Genomic DNA, 21383 nt, shown 5'->3' with positions numbered 1-21383 from the left:
GGCATTGACGATCGAGTGGGAGTAAGGGCGTAGCCCAAAGATGAACGCGAGTCCGTGACATGAGCCTCTCCCATCTCACCGACTCGCTCTTCCTCGCCATCTACCCCGACGAAGCCGCCGCCTCGCGCATCCACGACGAGGCGGCGCGCATCCGTATCGAACACAAGCTGCGGACGCCGCCGATCCCCGCTCATCGCCTGCACATCACGCTGCATTACCTCGGCGCGTTCGCGGGCCTTCCTGCCGACGTCATCGGACAGGCGCGAGCCGCGGCGTCATCCATCGAGACCCCCGCCTTCGACCTCCAGCTCGACCGCCTCGAGACCTTCGCTTCACGCCGCCCGAAACGTCCGCTCGTCATCGCCGGCGACCCTACAGAAGCCTGCTCCGCCTTCGTCGATACGCTCGATAAAGCGCTGCAAACCGCCGGCATCTTCGTCAAATCGCATCCGCGATTCATCCCGCACGTGACCTTGCTCTACGACGAGCATCGCATCGCGCGGCGAAGCATCGAGCCTATCAAATGGACCGTGCGCGAGTTCGCGCTCGTACGCAGCCTGCTCGGGCGGTCGCAGCACATCGTCCTCGCGCGCTGGCCGCTCACGTCCTAGCCGACGCGAAACAATCGCCGGAAACTGTTTCGCGGATTTTTCGTCCGGGTTATGGTTAGCGTTGTCCGCATCGATCGCTGCGACAAAGACGTACAAAAAACGCCAGGATTCCGATTACATGACTCGAGCCCGTCTGCTGCACGTCACTCCGGAAACGCATCACGTTCACATCGATCTCGTCTACGCGACCGATCGCAATTTCACCGGCAAGCCTATCTACAAAGCGCAGCACTGCCTGCTGCTCGAACCCGCCGAAGCCACGCTGCGCCGCGCGGTCGGCATCGCGCGGAGCTTCGGCATGACGCTGAAAATCTTCGACGCCTATCGCCCGCCGCAAGCGCAAAAAGTGCTGTGGGACTTTCTGCCCGATCCCAACTTCATCGCCGAACTCGGCCGCGGCTCGAACCATAGCCGCGGCACGGCAGTCGATCTGACGCTCGTCGACGAACACGGCAACGATCTCGACATGGGCACCGGCTTCGATGCGATGGTGCCCGAGTCCGGCCACTTCCACGCCGGCTTGCCCATCTACGTGCAACGCAATCGCACGTTGTTGCTCGGCGTGATGCACGGCGCGGGCTTCACGCACATCGCCAGCGAGTGGTGGCACTACGAATTGCCGGGCTCGCGCGAACTTCCGCTCATCGACAACGAAGCAAGCGGCCCCTTGCGGCTGATGTAATCCCGACAGGAGACGAAATGAAAAACGGCGCGCGAAAAATTCTGGCGATGGCTACGCTCGCGGCGGCGCTGACGGCCACGCACACGCTTCCGACTCAGGCCGCCACGCCGAAAGACATGTTCGTGATGGCGACGCTGCTCGACGAATTCACCACGCTCGATCCCGGCGAAGTCTACGAACTCGTGCCCGAGGAATACGTCGCGAACACGTATGACCGGCTGGTGCGCGTCGATCTGAAGGACCCGTCGAAATTCAACGGCGATGTCGCGCAGTCGTGGACCGTCAGCCCCGATGGCCTCACGTTCACCTTCAAGCTGCGCTCGGGCCTCAAGTTCCACTCGCGCAATGCGCTCACCGCCGACGACGTCGCGTGGTCCATCCAGCGTACCGCGCTGCTCGACAAGGGCGCGGCGGCGGTGCTCGCGGGCATCGGCATCACGAAGGCCAACGCGCTGCAGAACGTGAAGAAAATCGACGACACGACCGTCTCGATCACCACCGACCAGCGCTACGCCCCGACCTTCGTGCTCAACGTGCTCGGCGCGTGGCCGGCGTCGGTGGTGGATCGAAAGCTGGTGGAGTCGCATCAGAAGGGCAACGACTACGGCAACGAATGGCTCAAGACCAACGAGGCCGGATCGGGCGCGTACAAGCTCGTCAAGTGGACCGCGAACGACAGCATCGTGCTGCAACGCTTCGAAGGCTATCGGCTGCCGCTCGCGATGAAACGCATCGTGCTGCGCCACGTGACCGAAGCCGCGAGCCAGCGGCTGATGATCCAGAACGGCGATATCGACGTGGCCCGCGACCTCAGCCCCGACGATCTCGACACGCTCTCGAAAAACGGCGTCATCAAGGCGACGGCCGTGCCGCAAGCGACGCTGATGTATCTCGGTCTGAACAACAAGAACCCGAACCTCGCGAAGCCCGAAGTCTGGGAAGCGATGAAGTGCCTGATCGACTATCAGGGCATTCAGAAGAACGTGATCCGCACGACCTACAAGGTCCACGAGACGTTCCTGCCAGAAGGCTTTCTCGGCGCGCTCAACGAAAATCCGTATCACCAGGACGTGGCGAAGGCGAAGGCGCTGCTCGCGAAAGCCGGTCTTGCCGATGGCTTCACCGTGAAGATGGACGTGCGCAACGACTATCCGTATAGCGAAATCGCGCAGGCGGTGCAGGCGAATCTCGCGCTCGGCAACATCAAGGTTCAGCTCGTGCCGAGCGACAACAAGCAGACGCTCGGCCGCTATCGCGCGCGGGCGCACGACATTTACATCGGCGAATGGTCGGCGGATTACATCGATCCACACAGCAATGCGCAGGGCTTCGCGTGGAATCCGGACAACTCGGATGCGTCGAGCTACAAGATGCTCGCATGGCGAAACGCTTGGAATATTCCGGATCTCACCAAGGGAACCAACGCGGCGCTCGCGGAAAGCTCGACGGCCAAGCGCGCCCAGCTGTATGAAAAGATGCAGCGCGAGATGCTCGCGAAGTCACCGTTCGTCATCATGTTCCAGAAAGTGTCGCAGGTGGCGGCGCGGCCGGGCGTGACCGGGCTCGAGGTCGGCCCGATCAACGACCTCGTGTCGTATCGCAATCTGAAGAAGCAGTGAGCGTGACCGGGTTCGCCGATCGCCTGAGAGCTGCGAGTGCGCAGCGCGGCGGCGTGCGCCTGGCGCTTGTCCTCGCACGCTGGATCGCGATGCTCGCCGTCACGTTCACGGGCTTGCTCGCCATCACGTTTTTTATCGGCCGCAAGATTCCGATCGATCCGGTGCTCGCGATCCTCGGCGATCGCGCGTCCGCGGCGGCGTATGCGGCGGCGCGCGTGCAACTCGGCCTCGACAAGCCGCTCATCGAGCAATTTCTGATCTACGTCCGCGACGTGCTGCATGGCAATCTCGGCGTATCGCTTTTGACGGCGAATCCCGTCATCGACGATATCCGCCGCGTGTTTCCCGCGACGCTCGAGCTCGCGACGCTGTCGACGTTCATCGGCGTGATGGCCGGCGTGCCGCTCGGCGTGATCGCGGCGGTGCGGCATAACCGTATCGTCGATCACGTGGCGCGGGTGATCGGCCTCGCGGGCAGTTCCGTGCCGGTGTTCTGGCTCGCGCTGATGGGGCTCTTGCTGTTCTACGCGCGGCTGCATTGGGTGTCGGGGCCGGGCCGTATCGATCCGCTCTACGACGGCATGGTCGATACCCACACCGGCAGTCTCCTGGTCGATGCGCTGATTGCCCGCGAGTGGGACGTGTTCGCCAACGCGTTCTCGCATATTGCGCTGCCGGCGGGCGTGCTCGCGTTCTATTCGATCGCTTATCTGTCGCGCATGACGCGCTCGTTCATGCTCGAACAACTGAGCCAGGAATACGTGACGACCGCGCGCGCGAAAGGCCTGCCGGAGCGCCGCGTGATCTGGCGTCATGCGTTCGGCAACATCGCGGTTCCGTTGCTGACCGTGATCGCGCTCGCTTATAGCTATCTGCTGGAGGGATCGGTGCTGACGGAGATCGTGTTCTCGTGGCCGGGCATCGGCTCGTATCTGACGGGCGCGCTGCTCAACGGCGACATGAACGCCGTGCTGGGCAGCACGCTTGTGATCGGCGCGACGTTCATCGCGCTGAACCTTTTGACCGATGCGCTCTACCGCGTATTCGATCCCCGCGATTCCCGCGCCCGCTGACATGGAGGACGTTGTCGCATGCACACGCCAGCCGGCCGCACGCCGATGAAGCCTTCGCCGATGCGATGGCGCGCATGGCTTCTGACCGATACCCCCGCGTCGCCGCGGCAGGCGGCGCTTGGCCGCGCGTATCGGCGGTGGCGGCGGTTTGCGTCGAATCCGCTCAGCATGCTCGGGCTTCTGATTCTGCTGCTGCTCGTCGCGGCGGCGGCGTTCGGGCCGCTGCTGGTCACGCAAGACCCGTTACGTCAGGTGCTGGCCGAACGTCTTACGCCGCCGAACGCCGCGCACTGGCTCGGCACGGATCAGCTTGGCCGCGACATCCTGTCGAGGCTCGTGCACGGCGCGCGGCTCACGCTGTGCATCGCGATGCTGGTCGTCGTGCTGGTGGTGCCCGTGGGCCTGCTGATCGGGACCGTCGCGGGCTACTGCGGCGGTTTCGTCGATACCGTGCTCATGCGCCTGACCGATGTCGCGCTCGCGTTCCCGAAGATCGTGCTCGCGCTTGCGTTCGCGGCGGCGCTGGGGCCGGGCGTGCTGAACGCGGTCATCGCGATCTCGATCACCGCTTGGCCGCCTTACGCGCGGCTCGCCCGCGCCGAATCGCTGCGGCTGGCGGGCGCGGACTTCATCCACGCCGCGCGGCTCGCGGGTGCATCGCATACGCGGATTCTGCTGCGGTATATCGTGCCGCTGTGTTCGTCGTCGGTGATCGTGCGCGCGACGCTCGACATGGCGGGCATCATCCTCGCCGTCGCGGGACTCGGCTTTCTCGGACTGGGCGCGCAGCCGCCGAGCCCCGAGTGGGGTTATATGGTGGCCTCGGGCCGCAACGTGCTGCTCGATGCCTGGTGGGTCGCGACGATCCCCGGTCTCGCGATTCTCGCGGTCAGCCTCGCGTTCAATCTGCTCGGCGACGGTCTGCGCGATGTGTTCGATCCGCGTCATGGAAACTGACATGGACACGCCGCTCGTTGAAATCGACGGACTTGAAGTGGCCTTCGCGGGTCACGACGGCGCGCTCACGCCGGCCGTGCGCGGTGTCTCGCTGACGCTGCGTCGCGGCGAGCGGCTCGGCATCGTCGGAGAATCGGGTTCGGGAAAGTCGCTCACCGGGCGCGCGCTGCTCGGCCTCCTGCCGCCCGAAGCGCGATGGTCAGCGAAGGCGTTGCGCTTCGACGGCCACGATCTGCTCGCGATGACGCCCAGGCAGCGCAGACGCCTGTGCGGCACGCAGATGAGCATGATCCTGCAAGACCCGAAGTACTCGCTCAATCCGGTGATGACCGTCGCGCAGCAGATGCGCGAGACCATCGCGCGGCAGGGCGAGCGGCTCGGCAGGCGGGCGATGCGCGCTCGCATCGTCGACTTGCTTGCGGCCGTGCATATCCGCGATCTGGAGCGCGTGGCCGACGCGTATCCGCACGAGCTTTCCGGCGGCATGGGGCAGCGCGTGATGATCGCGATGATGGTCAGCGCCGGGCCGCGCCTCCTGATCGCCGACGAGCCGACGAGCGCACTCGATGTGCTCGTGTCGATGCAAGTGCTCGCCGTGCTCGACGAGATGATCGAGCGCCATCACACGGGGCTCGTGTTCATCAGCCATGATCTGCCGCTCGTGATGTCCTTCTGCGATCGCGTCGCGGTGATGTACGGCGGCCGCGTCGTCGAAACGTGCGCCGCGCGGGATCTTGCGAATGCGCGTCATCCGTACACGCGCGGGCTGCTCGCGGCCAATCCGCCGCTCACGAATCCGCCCGCCGAATTGCCGACCTTGCGGCGTGATCCGGCGTGGCTCACGGACACCACGCGATGATCGACATCGACCGCGCGCAGATCCGTTTCAAGACCCGGACCGGTCACGTCGATGCGGTGCGCGACGTATCGCTGCAAGTTCAGGATGGCGAAGTATTCGCGCTCGTCGGTGAATCGGGCAGCGGAAAGTCGACGCTGCTGCGCGCGCTCGCCGGTCTCGTGCCGCTGGCGGGGGGCGCCATGCGCATCGACGGTGAAGACGCGCGGCGCCGTCCGGTGCGCGACGTGCAGATGGTGTTTCAGGACCCGTATGGTTCGCTGCATCCGCGCTTCACGGTCGACAGGACGCTGCGCGAGCCGCTCGCGATCAACGGCATCGGCGAGCAGGACGCGCGCATTATCGATGCGCTCGCCGAAGTCGGACTGGGGCCGGCGTATCGCTTCCGGTATCCGCATCAACTGTCGGGCGGGCAGCGGCAGCGCGTGTCGATTGCGCGCGCGCTGATCGTCGAGCCGCGCGTCTTGTTGCTGGACGAGCCGACCTCTGCGCTCGATGTGTCCGTGCAGGCTGAAATCCTCAACCTGCTGCGGCGCCTTCGCGACGATCGCAAGCTCACGATGATCGTGGTGAGCCATAACCTCGCGGTCGTCGGTTTCCTATGCCAGCGGGTCGCGGTGATGCGCAATGGGGAAGTCGTCGAGCAGGCCGGCATCGAAGCGGTGAGGGCGCGTGACGTGAAGCACGAGTACACGCGCCGGCTGCTGGAGGCAACCGAAGGCTATAGGCGCGGCTGAAGCAACTTGCAACCGCCGTTTTGCGCAAAATGTAGACGCGTCGAACGCCCGTGCGCGACGCCGATGGCAACAGGCGGCCACTGTTAGAATACGAAATGGATTGTCGAGATGTGCCGAACAACGCGCGAACGCGTCATTCCGGCTGCCGTCCGACTTCAGGCTAACCACGCAAATCGCGACAGACCGCACCCGTATCGGATGAAAGCCGGTCGAAATCCCCGATGAAATTGCTAGATGCTTTAGTCGAACAGCGGATCAACGAAGCTGCGGCTCGCGGCGAGTTCAATGACTTGCCCGGCGCAGGCGCTCCGCAACAGCTCGACGACGATCTCCTCGTGCCCGAGGAAGTGCGCGTCGCCAATCGAATTGTTAAGAACGCGGGTTTTGTCCCGCCCGCCGTCGAACAACTCCGCGCGCTGCGCGGTCTCCAGGATGAACTGGACAAGGTGACCGATCCCGCCGCCCGCTGCCGAATTCAGGTGAAGATGCTCGCGCTCGACATGGCGATCGAATCGCTGCGCGGCGGCGGCTGCGTGCCGCATGAATATCGCCGGCGCATCGCCGAGCGGCTTTCCGAGCGCGCCGCGGCACAGGGCGAGACGGAGTCGAAGGAATCTTGACGGTCATTCCCACGCCCGATACGGCCGATAGGGCCGATACGGCCGCCGATCCCGCGAGCGAGCGCGACCGCCGGTTCATGGCGCTGGCGCAACGCGCCGCCGACGAAGCGCGCCGCGCGGGCGAAGTGCCGGTCGGCGCGGTCATCGTGCTGGGCGAAGACGTCATTGCGACCGGATTCAATCATCCGATCGGCGGTCACGATCCCTCCGCGCACGCCGAAATGGCCGCGCTGCGCGAAGCGGCCCGGACGCTTCAGAATTACCGCTTGCCCGGCTGCGAATTGTACGTGACGCTCGAGCCTTGCCTGATGTGCGCCGGCGCGATCATGCATGCACGCATCGCGCGGGTGGTGTTCGGCGCGGCGGACCCGAAAACGGGCGCGTGCGGCAGTGTCGTCGACATGTTCGCGAACGAGCAGCTCAATCATCACACGAGCGTGACTGGCGGCGTGCTCGCCGACGAATGCGGTCATGCGCTCAAGAATTTCTTCGCCGAACGCCGCCGCCTCGCACGCGAGGAGCGTGCCGCGCGTCAGGCGCACGAGGCCCAGGCATCACTCACCAACACACCATAAAAACCGTGAAATCACGCACCATCGATCTCGTCGCGCCTTCTGGTTATCCGCAGGATCCGGCAGCCGTGGAGCGGGGCATCGGGCGATTGCGGGCGCAGGGGCATCGCGTGGAGAACGTCGAAGCGACGCGCCGGCGCTTCCAGCGCTTCGGCGGCACCGACAGCGAACGCGCTGCCGATCTGAACCGCCTCGCGGACCCGTCGCGGCGGCTGCCGGATATCGTCCTCGCCGTGCGCGGCGGATACGGCGCATCGCGCATCCTGCACGGCCTCGATTACGACGGTCTGCGACGGCTCGCCGATCAGCCCGTCGCGCTCGTCGGTCACAGCGATTTCACGGCGATCCAGTGCGCCCTGTACGCCCGGGCCGCCGTGAAAAGCTTTGGCGGCCCGATGTTCGCCGGCGATTTCGGCGCGGAGAACGTCAGCACGTTCACCATGCACAACTTCTGGCACGCGATCTCGCGTCCGAATTTCACCGTGACGAGCCACACGCCGCAGCGCCAGTCCGTCGACGTGACCGGCATGTTATGGGGCGGCAATCTCGCGATGCTCGCGGCGCTGGTTGGCACGCCGTACCTGCCGCCTGTCGATGGCGGCATTCTCTTCATCGAGGATGTGAACGAGCATCCGTTTCGCATCGAACGGATGATCTATCAGCTTCATCAGGCGGGCGTGCTCGGACGGCAACAGGCAGTCGTGATGGGTGAATTCTCAGGCGGCCGGCTTTCGGAGTACGACAACGGCTACACACTGGAGGCGATGATCGAGCAGGTGAGGGCGGTCACCGGCGTGCCGTTCGTGACCGGTTTGCAATTCGGACATGTCGAGAACCTGCTGACGCTACCCTTCGGTGCGACGGCGCATCTCGTGTCGACTGAGCGCGGCTTCAAGCTGACGATGAGCGACTATCCCCATCTGGTTTGACGGTTTGCACGAGGCGCTCTGCGTGAGCGCCTTTCTTTGATCGTCATCGTGCAACTAACGGTCTTTTTATTCAATCGCCACGGACAGCACGACCGTCGAGGCGGCAAAATTATTGTCGACAAAAAAGTGCCGGCAATGCTGACAAAGGTTTATGGAATCCAGCGGGAAGGCCGTCGATAAAGGCGTTGAAGCGAGATCGTGCTGCCCCAAACAACATCCCGCACTCAAAAATCAAATTGAATTGTTGACAATCTTTATGTCGATTCTAAGATGCTTAACATGCAAGCGAGCACATCATGTCCGACACTAAACCGAGTGCTGCATCGAATGCTTTAGCCGGTGGCAATGCCGAGTCGATCGCCGAGAGCATCCGCGCCGCGATCCTCGAGCATCGCCTCGCGCCCGGTGCGAAGCTGACGGAAGCGCAGTTGTGCGAAGTGTTCGATGTGAAGCGTGGTCCGGTCCGTCAGGCGCTCGCGCAACTGGCGAACGAACGGCTCGTCGACCTCGAACCGAATCGCGGCGCGTTCGTCGCAAGTCCGTCTTTGCAGGAAGTGCATGAAGTGTTCGAAATGCGCCGCATCATCGAACTGGCAGTCGTCGAACGGATCGGGAAGGGGCACGGCACGCGCCGGCTCAAATCGATCAGCGCGACGATCGGGCGCGAACGGCGCGCATTCGAGAACCACGACTTTTCCGCGTGGATTCGGCTGTCAGGCGACTTCCATACGGAACTCGCGGCGCTCACCGGCAACACGGTGCTATGCGATTGCCTCGCCGGACTGGTCGCGCGCTCGACGCTGATTTCGGCGCTGTACGAATCGCTCGGCAGGAGTTCGTGTTCCTTCGAGGACCACGAAGCGATTCTCGCCGCACTCGATGCCGGCGACGCCGCCAAAGCGGCCGCATTGATGGCGCAGCATCTGCGCGATGTCGAACTGAAGATGCTCGAGCGGCCCGCGCGCGGCGCCGTCGATCTGAAGGAAGTATTCGCACGTGCCGGCGAACGCGAGAAAGCGTTCGGCGCGTGACGCGTTGTAGCAAGACATAACTCACCGGAGGCCGCGCTCGCAAGCAGAGCGCGTGGAGAGACGCATGCGCGGCACACGCAGCATGCGCAGCACTGAACGAAACGCTCGCCTGAGCGTGCAATGAAAACGTCCATCGGCGGGCGAACGGGCACGAGTCCCGTTCGCTCTTGGCACGACGCCGTGAGACCTGAGCAAATCCGAAGAATGCCGCGCGTGGTCCGGGCGCTTGCCCGGACCGCAGAAGGTATCCGATAGACGCATGTCGTCCGAGCTTTTGCCGCTTTTCATTCCGCAAGCCGCCCATCCAAGGAGATGTCATGGCTCAGTTCAGTGCAACGCCCGGCAGTTCCGCGCTGCCGCCGTACGAGAACCAGTACGACGGACAATCCCCCGCGCATGAAACCGGCATGCCCGCCGGCTACAGCGATCGCCTCTATAACGAAGACCTCGCGCCCCTGAAGAACCAGACCTGGGGTGCATACAACATCTTCGCGTTCTGGATGTCGGACGTGCACAGCGTCGGCGGCTATGTGTTCGCGGGCAGTCTCTTCGCGCTGGGTCTCACGAGCTGGCAAGTGCTCGTGTCGCTTCTGATCGGCATCGGGCTCGTGAACGTGCTGTGCAATCTGATCGCGAAGCCGAGCCAGGTGGCGGGCGTGCCGTATCCGGTCGCGTGCCGCGCGACCTTCGGCGTGCTCGGCGCCAACATTCCCGCTGTGATTCGCGGATTGATCGCGGTCGCGTGGTATGGCATTCAGACGTATCTGGCGTCGAGTGCGCTCGTCATCGTCGTGCTGAAGTTCGTGCCTTCGCTCATGCCATATGCCGATGTGCATCGCTTCGGCTTCGTCGGGCTGTCGGCGCTCGGCTGGGCCGGCTTCATGCTGCTGTGGGTACTGCAGGCCGTGGTGTTCTGGCGCGGCATGGAGATGATCAAGAAGTTCATCGACTTCGCCGGTCCCGCCGTCTATGTCGTGATGTTCATTCTTGCTGGCTATATGGTGTGGCGCGCGGGCATCGGCAATATCGGCTTGAATCTCGGCGGCGTGAAGTATCACGGCATGGAAGTCGTGCCGGTGATGATCACCGCCATCTCGCTCGTCGTGTCCTATTTCTCCGGGCCGATGCTGAACTTCGGCGACTTCTCGCGCTATTGCAAGAGCTTTCGCAGCGTGAAGCGGGGCAACTTCTGGGGCCTGCCGGTCAACTTCCTGGCGTTCTCGCTCGTGACCGTCATCACGACCGCTGCAACCTTGCCGGTGTTCGGACAACTGATTACCGATCCGGTCGAAACCGTGGGCCGCATCGATCACCCGACGGCGGTGATTCTCGGCGCGCTGACGTTCACCATCGCGACCATCGGCATCAATATCGTGGCCAACTTCGTGTCGCCGGCTTTCGATTTCTCGAACGTCGCACCGCGTCTCATCAGCTGGCGCATGGGCGGCATGCTGGCCGCGACCGCGTCGATTTTCATCACGCCGTGGAATCTGTTCAACAATCCGGCCGTGATTCACTACACGCTCGACATTCTGGGCAGCTTCATCGGGCCGTTGTACGGCGTGCTGATCGTCGACTTCTATCTGTTCAAGCGCGGCAAGCTGGCGGTGGACGATCTCTATACGACCTCCGAAAGCGGCCGGTACTGGTACACGAAGGGCGTGAATCGCCGCGCGGTGATGGCGCTCCTGCCGGCCGCCGTCATCGCGATTCTTTGCGTGATGCTGCCGTCGCTGGAAGGCGCCGCGAACTTCTCGTGGTTCATCGGCGCGGGTCTGGGTGCGGTGTTTTACTGGGTGCTGGCGGACCGCAAGCGCGCAGCGTAAGACGAAGAGAGCAAGGAGACAGCAATGCGCATCAAACTCATCAACCCGAACACGACGCAGCGCATGACCGATTCGATGGCCCGCTGCGCCCGGGAAGTCGCCGCGCCCGGCACGGAAATCATCGCCGTCAGTCCGACAATGGGCCCGCCGTCCATCGAAGGCTATTACGACGAGGCGCTCGCCTCGCTCGGTCTGCTCGCAGAAGTGGAAGCGGGCGAGCGGCAGGGCGTCGATGCCTACGTGATCGCGTGCTTCGGCGACCCGGCGTTGTATGCGGCGCGCGAGCTGGCGCGCGGCCCGGTAATCGGCATCGCGGAAGCGGCGATGCACGCGGCGAGCGTCATCGCGCCCGGGTTCTCGGTCGTGACGACGCTGCGGCGCACCTGCGGCATGGCCTGGCATCTGGCCGAGCGCTATGGCATGTCGCGCTTCTGCAAGAACGTGCGTGCGACGAACGTCGCCGTGCTGGAGCTCGACGAGCCGGGATCGGCGGCGCGGGCGACCATCATCGACGAATGTCGGCGCGCGCTCGACGAAGACGGCTCGGACGCGATCGTGCTCGGCTGCGCGGGGATGGCCGAGTTCTGCCGCGAAGTCGAGGCTGCGATCGGCGCACCGGTCGTCGAAGGCGTGACGGCGGCGGTCAAGTGGGCGGAGGCGCTGGCCGCGCTCAAGCTGCATACGGCAAAGCGCGGCGATTACGCCCGTCCGCTCGCAAAACGCTACGACGGCGTGCTCGCCGATTTCAGTCCGCGCTGATTGCCACTATCTGCGCCGCTGTATGGGCGCGTGCGGGCCTTTTCGCTACACTGAATCGTCGACAATCCGTTCTTCAACGCCCAGCTTCCTGATCCAGCCATGTCTCTTGATCCGAACTATCCGCGCGATCTGATCGGCTACGGTCGCCACCCCGTGCAGGCGAACTGGCCGGGACGCGCGCGCGTCGCCGTGCAATTCGTGCTCAATTACGAAGAAGGCGGCGAAAACTGCGTGCTGCACGGCGATCCCGGCTCGGAGCAATTCTTGTCGGAGATCGTGGGCGCGGCGTCGTATCCGTCGCGTCACATGAGCATGGAATCGATCTACGAGTACGGATCGCGCGCCGGCGTCTGGCGCATTCTGCGCGAGTTCGAGAAGCGCGGTTTGCCGCTGACGGTGTTCGGCGTCGGCATGGCGATCGAGCGGCATCCGGAACTGGCGAAGGCGTTCGTCGAACTGGGGCATGAAATCGCGTGTCACGGGTATCGATGGATCCACTACCAGGACATGTCGCCCGAGCGCGAAGCGGAACACATGCGGCTCGGCATGGAAGCGATCGAGCGCGTCACCGGCGTGCGTCCGCTCGGCTGGTACACCGGGCGCGACAGCCCGAACACGCATCGGCTGGTGGCGGAGCATGGCGGCTTTCTATACGACTCCGACTACTACGGCGACGACCTCCCGTTCTGGATGGACGTCGAAGTGACGGGCGGCAAGACCACGCCGCAACTCATCGTTCCGTACACGCTCGATACCAACGACATGCGCTTCGCCACGCCGCAGGGCTTCAACACGGGCGATCACTTCTTCACGTATCTGCGCGATGCGTTCGACGTCCTCTACGAAGAAGGCGAGGACACGCCGAAGATGCTTTCCATCGGCATGCATTGCCGGCTGCTCGGGCGTCCGGGGCGCTTCCGCGGACTGCAGAAGTTTCTGGATCACATCGAGCAGCACGATCGCGTGTGGGTGACGCGGCGTGTCGATATCGCGCGGCACTGGCGCGAGCATCATCCGTATCAGGGGAACAGCGAAACCAACCACGGGACGGCGGCATGAAAGCGATGCAAACCACACTCGACCAGCTCAACGCCATGCCCGCCGATGCGTTCGTGACCGTGCTCGCGGGCATCTTCGAACACTCGCCGTGGGTCGCGGAGATCGCGGCGCAGCAGCGGCCGTTCGAGAGCATCGACGCGCTGCACGCGGCAATGTCGAAGGCGGTCGAAACGGCCGGCGACGAGAAGCAGCTTGCACTCATCAACGCGCACCCGGAACTGGCGGGCAAGGCGGCGGTGCGCGGCGAACTGACGGCCGAATCGACGCGCGAGCAAAGCGGCGCGGGCCTGAACCTCTGCACGCAGGAAGAGTTCGACAAGCTGCAGTCGCTGAACGCGGCGTATCGGCAGAAGTTCGGCTTCCCGTTCATCCTCGCTGTGCGCGGCTACGACCGTCACGGCATCATCGCGAACTTCGAAGAGCGGGTGAATCACGACCGCGCCGAAGAGCTTCGCACGAGCCTCGATCAGATTCACCGGATCGCCCGCTTCAGGTTGGACGACCTCATCGCGGCCTGATCCATTCACCCGTAAATTCCAAGGACGAAGACAATGGCAATTCCGACACTCGATCCCAACGCGCCCGACTTCACGCGCCGCTATGTGAACCTCGCGGACCCGCGTCTCGGCGCGCAGGCGCTTGAGGCGAGCGACGATTTCTTCGCGCCGAAAGAACGCATGCTGAACCCCGAGCCGGCCGTGTTCATCCCCGGCAAGTACGACGATCACGGCAAGTGGATGGACGGCTGGGAAACGCGCCGCAAGCGCACGACGGGCTACGACTGGTGCATCGTCAAGCTGGCGCGGCCGGGCGTCATCAAGGGCATCGATCTGGATACGAGCCACTTCACCGGCAACTTCCCGCCGGCCGCGTCGATCGAAGGCGCGCATGTCGCCGACGGCGCGCCGAACCAGTCGACGCAATGGAGCGAAGTCGTGCCGTCGACGACGCTGCAAGGCAATAGCCACCACTATCTCGACGTCAGCACCGAGCAGCCGTTCACACACTTGCGCGTGAATATCTATCCGGATGGCGGCATCGCGCGTCTGCGTGTGTACGGCCAGCCGCAACTCGACTGGCGCAACGCGGATCGCAACGAGCTGTTCGACCTCGCCGCGATGGAAAACGGCGCGTACATGGTGGGCGCGAACAACCAGCACTTCGGGCTCGCCTCGACGCTTCTGATGCCGGGCCGCGGCGTCAACATGGGCGATGGCTGGGAGACCCGCCGCCGTCGTGAACCGGGCAACGACTGGTGCATCGTCGCGCTGGCGCAGCCGGGCATCATCAAGAAAGTCGAAGTGGACACCGCGCACTTCAAGGGCAATTTCCCCGACCGGTGTTCGCTGCAGGCCGCGTACGTCACAGGCGGCACGGACAGCTCACTGGTTACGCAGGCGATGTTCTGGCCGGTCCTGCTCGGCGAACAGAAATTGCAGATGGACAAGCAGCATTTCTTCGAATCCGAACTCGCCGCGCTCGGCCCGGTGACGCACGTGCGCTTCAACATCTACCCGGACGGCGGCGTGTCGCGGCTGCGTCTTTTCGGAACGCTCGCATGAAGAAGCTCGCCATCGAACCGCTGACGCGCGCTGCGTTCGAGCCTTTCGGCGATGTCATCGAACTGGAAGGCGCGAAGCAGATTCCGATCAACCTCGGCACCACGGTTCGCTTTCACGACCTCTGCAACGTCGACGTGACCGACGAAGGCGGCCGCGCAATCGTCAATCTGTTTCGCGGGCAGCCGCGCACGTTGCCGTTCGAAGTGAAGATGCTGGAGCGTCATCCGCTCGGCAGCCAGGCGTTCGTGCCGCTCGACGACCGGCCGTATCTCGTCGTCGTCGCGCCTGCAGGCGATCTCGACGAATCGAAGATCCGCGCCTTCGTCACGCGCGGCTGGCAGGGCGTGAACTACGCGAAGGGCGTCTGGCATCATCCGTTGCTCGCGCTGGACAAGGTCAGCGATTTCATCGTTGTCGATCGCAGCGGGGAAGGACGCAATCTGAACGAGCAGGATTTGAGCGAATCGGTGTGGCTGACGGACGAGGCGCTGAGATAGCGTCATCGGCATTGAAGTTGACCTGAAAGACCGGCGCGCGAAACGCCGGTCTTTTTGTTTGCGATGTCCGAAACGGCTACCATAGACGACTCCTTCCCGACGAGCGATTCCTACATGCCCACGATGCCCGAACGCATGATCGACCTGCGCAGCGATACCGTCACCCGCCCGAGCCAGGCGATGCTCGCGGCCATGTCCGCCGCCCGGGTCGGCGACGACGTGTGGGGCGACGATCCGACCGTCATCGAGCTTCAGTCGACGCTCGCCGGGCGTACCGGCAAGGAAGCGGGCCTGTTCTTCCCCAGCGGCACGCAAAGCAATCTCGCCGCGCTGATGGCGCATTGCGCGCGCGGCGACGAGTACATCGTCGGCCAGGCGGCGCATACGTACAAGTACGAGGGCGGCGGCGCGGCGGTGCTCGGCAGCATCCAGCCTCAGCCGCTCGAAAACGCGCCCGATGGATCGCTCCCGCTCGAGAAGATCGCGGCGGCGATCAAGCCGATCGACAATCACTTCGCGCGCACCAAGCTGCTCGCGCTGGAGAACACCATCGGCGGAAAAGTGCTGCCGGCTTCGTATGTGGAAGCGGCGGCGAAGCTCGGCCGCGATCGCGGACTGTCGATGCATCTCGATGGCGCTCGCGTGTTCAATGCGGCGGTGGCCTCCGACCGTCCGGTGAGCGAACTGTGCGCGCCGTTCGATACGGTTTCCATCTGTTTCTCTAAGGGGCTCGGTGCGCCGGTCGGTTCGGTGCTCGTGGGTCCGGAGGCGCTGATCGACGTCGCGTCGCGCTGGCGCAAGGTGCTCGGCGGCGGAATGCGGCAGGCGGGCTTGCTCGCGGCGGCATGTCTTTATGCGCTGGATCATCACGTCGCGGGGCTCGCGCAGGATCACGACAACGCCGCGCGTCTTGCGGCGGGGCTCGCGCAAATCGACGGCATCGTCATTCAGTCGCAGGCGACGAACATGGTGTTCGCGCAGATTCCGCAAGCGCATTGCGAGCGGCTCGAAGCGTGGCTCAAAGAGCGCGGCATTCTCACGCAGATGTTGTATGCGTCGCGGTTCGTCACGCACCGGGATGTGTCGCGCGAGGATATCGATACGGTCATCGACGCGGTGAAGGGTTACTTCGCGGCCCGCTAAAGACAAATGGCCCGAGCGGGCCATTTGCTTTTCTGACGCGACGCCTACTGCACCGCGCCTCCGTTGAACCACGCGGCGATCTTCTGCCGCTCGGCATCGGTCATCTGCGTGACGTTGCCAAGCGGCATCGCCTTCAGCGTCACGGCCTGCTGATGCACGCGCTGCGCGTTCTGCCTGATCTCGGCGGGCGTATCCAGCACGACGCCGGCGGGCGCGCTGCCCATCATCGACGGATGCGCGGAGTGACACGTCGCGCAGCGTTGCTGGATGATCGGCTGAATGTCGGAGACCTTGATCGTCGGGGCGCCAGCGGCTTGCGCGACCGGCACGGTGGGCGCGGGCATCGTCCAGGCAAAGGCGCCGAGCACCAGCACGAGACCCGCCACGGGCATGTACCACAGCACTTGCCCGCGATGCCGCATCACGAAGAACTGGCGGATCAGCGCGCCCGCCAGCATGATGAGCACGAGGATCACCCAGTTGTACTTGTGCGTGTAGGTCATCGCGTAGTGGTTCGACAGCATCGCGAAGACGACCGGCAGCGTGAAGTACGTGTTGTGGACCGAGCGCTGCTTGCCGCGCTTGCCGTAGATCGCGTTCGGCGTTTCACCCTTCAGCATCGACGCGACCATCTTGCGCTGCCCCGGAATGATCACGAAGAACACGTTGGCCGACATGATCGTCGCGAGCATTGCGCCCGTGATCAGATACGCCGCACGGCCCGAAAACACGTGACATGCGACGAAAGCCGCGATCAGCACATAGATGCCGACGCAAATGCCCAGCAACTTGTCCTTCGTGCCCAGCAGACGGCACAGCGAGTCATACACGATCCAGCCCGCCAGCAGAAAGCCGATCGCGGACGCCACGGCGACCACCGGTCCCATGTCGAGCACGTTCTTGTCGATGAGATACGTGCCTGGCGACAGCAGATACAGCACGAGGAAGAGACCGAATCCCGACATCCACGTGGTGTATGACGGCCAGAACGACCAGTGCAGGTTTTCGGGCATGTCCTGCGGCGCGACCGAATACTTCTGCATGTGATAGAACCCGCCGCCGTGGACGTGCCAGAAGTCGCCGAACACGCCGCGCCGGCGCGCGTTCGGGTCCTGCGGCGGTTTAAGGCTGTTGTCGAGTGCGACGAAGTAAAACGACTCGCCGATCCACGCGATCGCCACGATCACGTGCAGACAGCGCAAGGCCAGATTGAGCCAGTCGGTGATAAAGCCTTCCATGAACTCCTCCACTACCGATTCGTTATATGCACGCGTGCTGTTCCATGCCGTGTGTTTCGCCGGTCATCAACTGCCGCGATAGGTGCTGTACGCCCACGGCGAGACGAGCAGCGGCACGTGGTAGTGCGCCGCCGCATCGGCGATACCGAAGCGCAGCACCACGCGATCGACGAAGCGCGGCTCGGGCACTGTCACGCCGAACGCCGCGAAATAATCGCCTGCATGGAAGACGAGTTCGTATTCGCCCGTTTCGAGTTCCGCGCCTTCGAGCAGCGGGGAATCGCAGCGGCCGTCGTCGTTGGTGAGGGTGGTCTTGATCGCGCGGCGGGTGTCGCCGGTGAGCGCGAACAGCTCGACTTTGATGTTCGCGCCGGGGCGGCCGTGCGCGGTGTCGAGGACGTGGGTGGTGAGCTTGCCCATTCGCATGTTCCTTGTGTTGTGCGATGTCCGGCTCGCGCATCGATCCAGATCCGCACCAGGAAAGCGTGCGGCGGCGGCGGATCGAGGCTCCACGTCAGTGGCTACATACCCGTCGGCGTTGTCAGATGCGCGCCGTGTACAGCATTGTAGAAATTTGAGATGCGCCGTGCGCCCGCGATAGGAAAGATAATGCCGGGCGCATGTTTTCGCATGACGGCACACGCGGCGCTCGTCAGGCGATGCTACCTTCGCCAAAAATCGCGCCCATATCGCAGGACTGAAGACGACTATGACACCTGCCTGATTGCGGCGATGTTTTTGGCTGCGGACAGTGCCAAAGCACGCAGCAATGCGCGTCCCGAAGACGGCGATCGACGCTGGGTAACCGGGATTTTTTGCGGGATATCTGGTCCTTTACTCATTGATCGAACCGTCGACGGAGAATCATCGATGCACACACTGCTGGTCAAGAACGCTCACATGCTCGTCACGATGGACGCGAATCGCCGCGAAATCGCCGATGGCGGGCTTTATATCGAAGACAACCGCATCGTCGCCGCCGGACCGACGAGCGAACTGCCTGACACGGCCGACGAGGTGCTCGACATGCGCGGCCATCTCGTCGTGCCGGGCCTCGTCAACACGCATCACCACATGTATCAAAGCCTCACGCGTGCGATTCCCGCCGCGCAAAACGCCGAGCTGTTCGGCTGGCTCACGAATCTCTACAAGGTCTGGGCGCATCTGACGCCCGAGATGATCCACGTATCGACGACGACCGCGATGGCCGAACTGCTGCTCTCGGGCTGCACGACATCCAGCGATCATCTTTACATCTATCCGAACGGCAGCCGGCTCGACGACAGCATCGCGGCCGCGCGCGACATCGGCATGCGCTTTCATGCGGCGCGCGGCAGCATGAGCGTCGGACAGAAGAATGGCGGGTTGCCGCCGGATTCGGTCGTCGAGAAAGAAGACGCGATTCTGAAGGACTCGCAACGCCTGATCGAGACGTATCACGACGAAGGCCGCTACGCGATGCTGCGCGTGGTCGTCGCGCCGTGCTCGCCGTTTTCGGTCAGCCGCGAACTGATGCGCGACAGCGCGGCGCTCGCGCGTGAATACGGCGTGTCGCTGCACACGCATCTGGCGGAAAACGTAAACGATGTCGCATACAGCCGCGAGAAGTTCGGCATGACGCCCGCCGAATACGCGGAAGACCTCGGCTGGGTCGGTCACGACGTATGGCACGCGCACTGCGTCCAGCTCGACAAGCCGGGCATCGAGCTTTTCGCGCGCACGGGGACGGGCGTCGCGCATTGTCCGTGCTCGAACATGCGGCTCGCGTCCGGCATTGCGCCGATCCGTGCGATGCGCGACGCCGGCGTGCCGGTCGGCCTCGGCGTGGACGGTTCCGCGTCGAACGATGGCGCGCAGATGGTCGGCGAAGTGCGTCAGGCGCTGCTGTTGCAGCGCGTCGGCTTCGGCCCCGGCGCGATGACGGCGCGCGAAGCCCTCGAAATCGCGACGCTGGGCGGCGCTAAAGTGCTCAACCGCGACGACATCGGCGCGCTGGCGCCCGGCATGGCGGCGGACTTCGTATCGTTCGATCTGTCACAGCCGGCGTTTGCGGGCGCGTTGCACGATCCGGTCGCGGCGCTCGTGTTCTGCGCGCCGTCGCAGGTCGCGACGAGCGTCATCGATGGAAAAGTGGTCGTGAAGGAAGGGCGGCTCGCGACGGTGGACTTGCGCGCGGTCGTCGAGCGGCATAACACGCTCGCGCGCGATCTCGCGGACCGCGCGCGATAACGCGCTGCACCGTCAGGGCTGATCGATCAGCGACCGCGTGGCTTCCGCGACGAGGCCGCGCAGCCAGCGGACTTCATCCGAATAATGGCAGCGCTCGTGCCACAACTGGTAGTACTGCATCGGAGGAAAGTCGAGCGGCGCGGGCACGACCGCGAGCGGCAGGAACTTCGCGTAGTGATCGGCGAAGAGGCGCGTGGTCGTAAACACGAGGTCCGACTTGATGAGCACGTAAGGCGCGAGATTGAAGTACGGCAGCGTGACGACGACATGGCGCTTGAGCCGCTCGCGCGCCAGATGCACGTCGATTGCTCCGCGTTGTCCGACGGAGTAGGGCGTCGGTGCGAGATGCGGCGCGTTGAGGTATTGATCGAGCGTGAGACCGCCGCGCTTGGCGAACGGATGCGTGTTGCTGACGAGACACACGATCTTGTCGACGAACAGATTCGACAGATGCAGTTGCTCGGGCGGCTCGGGCCAGTTGCCGACGACGATATCGAGCTTGCCGTCTTCCAGCGCGAGTTCGTAGTCGAAAGCCGGCCCGAGCGAATGGAACTCGAGCGTCGCGTTCGGCGCGGCCAGGCGGAAGCGTTCGACGACGGTCGGCACGAACAGCACGTTCAGATAGTCCGGGCAGCCGATGCGATAGCAGCGCACGGACGTCGACGGATCGAAGTTATGTTGCTGAACCTTGATGCGCTCGATTTCGCGCAAGGCGTTTTGAGTCGGTTCCAGGAGGCGCAGGCCGTATTCGGTCGGCACCATGCCGGACTTGCCGCGCACGAGAAGCGGGTCGCCGGTGATGTCGCGCAGCCTTCGCAGCGCGGCGCTGATGGCGGGTTGTGACTGGTTGAGCTTGACGGCCGCGCGGGTGACGCTGCGCTCCATCAGCAAGGTATGCAAGACGCGCAATAAGTACGTATCGATCGCCTCGCGTTGCTGACTCATGTTATCTCCACTATATGTTCTGGCTGATCGATGCAGGGGTGCACCATATGTTTTTTAATATGACAGAAACATGGCGTCAAGGTGTGACTAACCCGCGATGATGGGCTGGGCGGGGAGCCGCGTGTATTTTGAGTGATCGACTTCGTGTCTCGAATTCTGTAAATTCTGCCCGCGGCATGAAACTGCGCGACGTTCCCAGGGGTCGTTCGCTGTCGCGGTAATTTTTCCAGTCCGGCCTGCTCGGTGGCCGGGCGCACTCTCTGAACTCAATGGGCGACGCCATTTCGAAGTCGATGACGCCACCGCGCCTGGCGTTGTCCGGCATCAGCAAGCAGTATCCGTCCGTGCGGGCGAACGACGGCGTGAACCTCGTCGTCATGCCGGGCGAGATCCACGCCGTGCTCGGCGAGAACGGCGCGGGCAAATCCACGCTGATGA

General features: G+C 63.9%; 23 protein-coding genes. 20 read left to right on the top strand and 3 right to left on the bottom strand.

Going from position 1 to position 21383, the window contains the following annotated elements:
• The first annotated feature begins 59 nt into the window (after window positions 1-59).
• The 18 genes from thpR (at window position 60) to ltaE (ending at window position 16533) form a co-directional block, all read left to right on the top strand.
• Window positions 60-611 (top strand): RNA 2',3'-cyclic phosphodiesterase, encoded by a 552-nt coding sequence (thpR, locus tag BG57_RS25630; protein WP_035969458.1) that lies wholly within the window; start codon window positions 60-62, stop codon window positions 609-611.
• A gap of 118 nt (window positions 612-729) precedes the next feature.
• Window positions 730-1293, top strand: a complete 564-nt coding sequence (gene ddpX, locus BG57_RS25625) for a D-alanyl-D-alanine dipeptidase (protein ID WP_035969521.1) — start codon at window positions 730-732, stop codon at window positions 1291-1293.
• Between the two features lie 47 nt (window positions 1294-1340).
• Window positions 1341-2912: an ABC transporter substrate-binding protein gene (locus BG57_RS25620; protein ID WP_229753834.1), complete on the top strand. Its 1572-nt coding sequence runs from the start codon at window positions 1341-1343 to the stop codon at window positions 2910-2912.
• Window positions 2909-3985: an ABC transporter permease gene (locus BG57_RS25615; protein ID WP_035969452.1), complete on the top strand. Its 1077-nt coding sequence runs from the start codon at window positions 2909-2911 to the stop codon at window positions 3983-3985. The genes BG57_RS25620 and BG57_RS25615 overlap by 4 nt, the downstream gene beginning before the upstream one ends.
• Window positions 3986-4003: 18 nt before the next feature.
• A complete protein-coding gene (gene nikC / locus BG57_RS25610) occupies window positions 4004-4942 on the top strand; it encodes a nickel transporter permease (protein WP_229753810.1) in 939 nt (312 codons plus the stop codon).
• Between the two features lies 1 nt (window position 4943).
• Window positions 4944-5801: an ABC transporter ATP-binding protein gene (locus tag BG57_RS25605; protein ID WP_035969450.1), complete on the top strand. Its 858-nt coding sequence runs from the start codon at window positions 4944-4946 to the stop codon at window positions 5799-5801.
• On the top strand, window positions 5798-6535 hold the full coding sequence (locus tag BG57_RS25600; RefSeq protein ID WP_035969448.1) for an ABC transporter ATP-binding protein: 738 nt from the start codon (window positions 5798-5800) through the stop codon (window positions 6533-6535). Before BG57_RS25605 ends, BG57_RS25600 begins: the two co-directional genes overlap by 4 nt.
• 221 nt (window positions 6536-6756) lie before the next feature.
• Window positions 6757-7155, top strand: a complete 399-nt coding sequence (locus BG57_RS25595; RefSeq protein WP_035969446.1) for a DnaJ family domain-containing protein — start codon at window positions 6757-6759, stop codon at window positions 7153-7155.
• Complete coding sequence (gene tadA, locus BG57_RS25590; protein WP_052005992.1) at window positions 7152-7730, top strand: tRNA adenosine(34) deaminase TadA; 579 nt, start codon at window positions 7152-7154, stop codon at window positions 7728-7730. The genes BG57_RS25595 and tadA overlap by 4 nt, the downstream gene beginning before the upstream one ends.
• Before the next feature lie 5 nt (window positions 7731-7735).
• Window positions 7736-8656, top strand: a complete 921-nt coding sequence (gene ldcA / locus BG57_RS25585) for a muramoyltetrapeptide carboxypeptidase (RefSeq protein ID WP_035969444.1) — start codon at window positions 7736-7738, stop codon at window positions 8654-8656.
• Window positions 8657-8952: 296 nt separating this feature from the next.
• Window positions 8953-9687, top strand: a complete 735-nt coding sequence (locus tag BG57_RS25580; protein WP_035969442.1) for a GntR family transcriptional regulator — start codon at window positions 8953-8955, stop codon at window positions 9685-9687.
• Between the two features lie 317 nt (window positions 9688-10004).
• Window positions 10005-11513 carry an NCS1 family nucleobase:cation symporter-1 gene (locus tag BG57_RS25575; protein ID WP_035969440.1) on the top strand — a complete coding sequence of 503 codons (1509 nt, stop codon included), beginning with the start codon at window positions 10005-10007 and terminating at the stop codon, window positions 11511-11513.
• Window positions 11514-11537: 24 nt separating this feature from the next.
• Entirely contained in the window at window positions 11538-12272 is a 735-nt protein-coding gene (locus BG57_RS25570; RefSeq protein ID WP_035969439.1) for an aspartate/glutamate racemase family protein, read from the top strand.
• Between the two features lie 99 nt (window positions 12273-12371).
• Window positions 12372-13331 carry an allantoinase PuuE gene (gene puuE, locus BG57_RS25565; protein ID WP_035969437.1) on the top strand — a complete coding sequence of 320 codons (960 nt, stop codon included), beginning with the start codon at window positions 12372-12374 and terminating at the stop codon, window positions 13329-13331.
• The gene (gene uraD / locus BG57_RS25560) at window positions 13328-13849 is read left to right on the top strand and encodes a 2-oxo-4-hydroxy-4-carboxy-5-ureidoimidazoline decarboxylase (RefSeq protein ID WP_035969435.1); all 522 of its coding nucleotides are present in this window, start codon (window positions 13328-13330) and stop codon (window positions 13847-13849) included. The genes puuE and uraD overlap by 4 nt, the downstream gene beginning before the upstream one ends.
• Window positions 13850-13882: 33 nt before the next feature.
• Window positions 13883-14893: an allantoicase gene (alc, locus tag BG57_RS25555; protein WP_035969433.1), complete on the top strand. Its 1011-nt coding sequence runs from the start codon at window positions 13883-13885 to the stop codon at window positions 14891-14893.
• Window positions 14890-15390, top strand: a complete 501-nt coding sequence (locus BG57_RS25550) for an ureidoglycolate lyase (RefSeq protein WP_035969431.1) — start codon at window positions 14890-14892, stop codon at window positions 15388-15390. The genes alc and BG57_RS25550 overlap by 4 nt, the downstream gene beginning before the upstream one ends.
• A 135-nt stretch (window positions 15391-15525) precedes the next feature.
• On the top strand, window positions 15526-16533 hold the full coding sequence (gene ltaE / locus BG57_RS25545) for a low-specificity L-threonine aldolase (protein WP_035969515.1): 1008 nt from the start codon (window positions 15526-15528) through the stop codon (window positions 16531-16533).
• Between the two features lie 44 nt (window positions 16534-16577).
• On the opposite strand, the gene BG57_RS25540 is transcribed toward ltaE, so the two are convergent.
• Together BG57_RS25540 and uraH are read right to left on the bottom strand one after the other, a co-directional pair.
• On the bottom strand, window positions 16578-17771 hold the full coding sequence (locus BG57_RS25540) for a urate hydroxylase PuuD (protein WP_035969429.1): 1194 nt from the start codon (window positions 17769-17771) through the stop codon (window positions 16578-16580).
• A 66-nt stretch (window positions 17772-17837) separates the two neighbouring features.
• Window positions 17838-18191, bottom strand: coding sequence for a hydroxyisourate hydrolase (gene uraH / locus BG57_RS25535; RefSeq protein WP_035969426.1), 354 nt, complete (start codon window positions 18189-18191; stop codon window positions 17838-17840).
• A 450-nt stretch (window positions 18192-18641) separates the two neighbouring features.
• Here uraH and BG57_RS25530 point away from each other — a divergent pair, with 450 nt between their 5' ends.
• A complete protein-coding gene (locus BG57_RS25530) occupies window positions 18642-20000 on the top strand; it encodes an 8-oxoguanine deaminase (protein ID WP_035969424.1) in 1359 nt (452 codons plus the stop codon).
• A 12-nt stretch (window positions 20001-20012) separates the two neighbouring features.
• Here BG57_RS25530 and BG57_RS25525 read toward each other — a convergent pair whose 3' ends face one another.
• Window positions 20013-20945 (bottom strand): LysR substrate-binding domain-containing protein, encoded by a 933-nt coding sequence (locus BG57_RS25525; protein WP_035969423.1) that lies wholly within the window; start codon window positions 20943-20945, stop codon window positions 20013-20015.
• Between the two features lie 269 nt (window positions 20946-21214).
• On the opposite strand from BG57_RS25525, the gene BG57_RS31815 reads away from it, so the two are divergent.
• Window positions 21215-21383: ATP-binding cassette domain-containing protein (locus tag BG57_RS31815; protein WP_152562701.1), on the top strand; the 169-nt coding region annotated here is incomplete at its 3' end.

Origin of the sequence: Caballeronia grimmiae (genome assembly GCF_000698555.1) — a bacterium.
GTDB classification, from domain to species: domain Bacteria; phylum Pseudomonadota; class Gammaproteobacteria; order Burkholderiales; family Burkholderiaceae; genus Caballeronia; species Caballeronia grimmiae.
This window is presented reverse-complemented; position numbering and strand designations above follow the sequence as displayed.

Bases quoted from the DNA above. Each gene is read 5' to 3' on its own strand.
- BG57_RS25540 (WP_035969429.1), bottom strand. From the start codon at position 17,771: ATGGAAGGCTTTATCACCGACTGGCTCAATCTGGCCTTGCGCTGTCTG.
- uraH (WP_035969426.1), bottom strand. From the start codon at position 18,191: ATGGGCAAGCTCACCACCCACGTCCTCGACACCGCGCACGGCCGCCCC.
- BG57_RS25595 (WP_035969446.1), top strand. From the start codon at position 6,757: ATGAAATTGCTAGATGCTTTAGTCGAACAGCGGATCAACGAAGCTGCG.
- BG57_RS25570 (WP_035969439.1), top strand. From the start codon at position 11,538: ATGCGCATCAAACTCATCAACCCGAACACGACGCAGCGCATGACCGAT.
- puuE (WP_035969437.1), top strand. From the start codon at position 12,372: ATGTCTCTTGATCCGAACTATCCGCGCGATCTGATCGGCTACGGTCGC.
- BG57_RS25620 (WP_229753834.1), top strand. From the start codon at position 1,341: ATGGCTACGCTCGCGGCGGCGCTGACGGCCACGCACACGCTTCCGACT.
- BG57_RS25550 (WP_035969431.1), top strand. From the start codon at position 14,890: ATGAAGAAGCTCGCCATCGAACCGCTGACGCGCGCTGCGTTCGAGCCT.
- BG57_RS25575 (WP_035969440.1), top strand. From the start codon at position 10,005: ATGGCTCAGTTCAGTGCAACGCCCGGCAGTTCCGCGCTGCCGCCGTAC.
- thpR (WP_035969458.1), top strand. From the start codon at position 60: ATGAGCCTCTCCCATCTCACCGACTCGCTCTTCCTCGCCATCTACCCC.
- ddpX (WP_035969521.1), top strand. From the start codon at position 730: ATGACTCGAGCCCGTCTGCTGCACGTCACTCCGGAAACGCATCACGTT.
- BG57_RS25525 (WP_035969423.1), bottom strand. From the start codon at position 20,945: ATGAGTCAGCAACGCGAGGCGATCGATACGTACTTATTGCGCGTCTTG.
- BG57_RS25530 (WP_035969424.1), top strand. From the start codon at position 18,642: ATGCACACACTGCTGGTCAAGAACGCTCACATGCTCGTCACGATGGAC.
- alc (WP_035969433.1), top strand. From the start codon at position 13,883: ATGGCAATTCCGACACTCGATCCCAACGCGCCCGACTTCACGCGCCGC.
- BG57_RS25580 (WP_035969442.1), top strand. From the start codon at position 8,953: ATGTCCGACACTAAACCGAGTGCTGCATCGAATGCTTTAGCCGGTGGC.
- ltaE (WP_035969515.1), top strand. From the start codon at position 15,526: ATGATCGACCTGCGCAGCGATACCGTCACCCGCCCGAGCCAGGCGATG.
- nikC (WP_229753810.1), top strand. From the start codon at position 4,004: ATGCACACGCCAGCCGGCCGCACGCCGATGAAGCCTTCGCCGATGCGA.
- BG57_RS25600 (WP_035969448.1), top strand. From the start codon at position 5,798: ATGATCGACATCGACCGCGCGCAGATCCGTTTCAAGACCCGGACCGGT.
- uraD (WP_035969435.1), top strand. From the start codon at position 13,328: ATGAAAGCGATGCAAACCACACTCGACCAGCTCAACGCCATGCCCGCC.
- BG57_RS25605 (WP_035969450.1), top strand. From the start codon at position 4,944: ATGGACACGCCGCTCGTTGAAATCGACGGACTTGAAGTGGCCTTCGCG.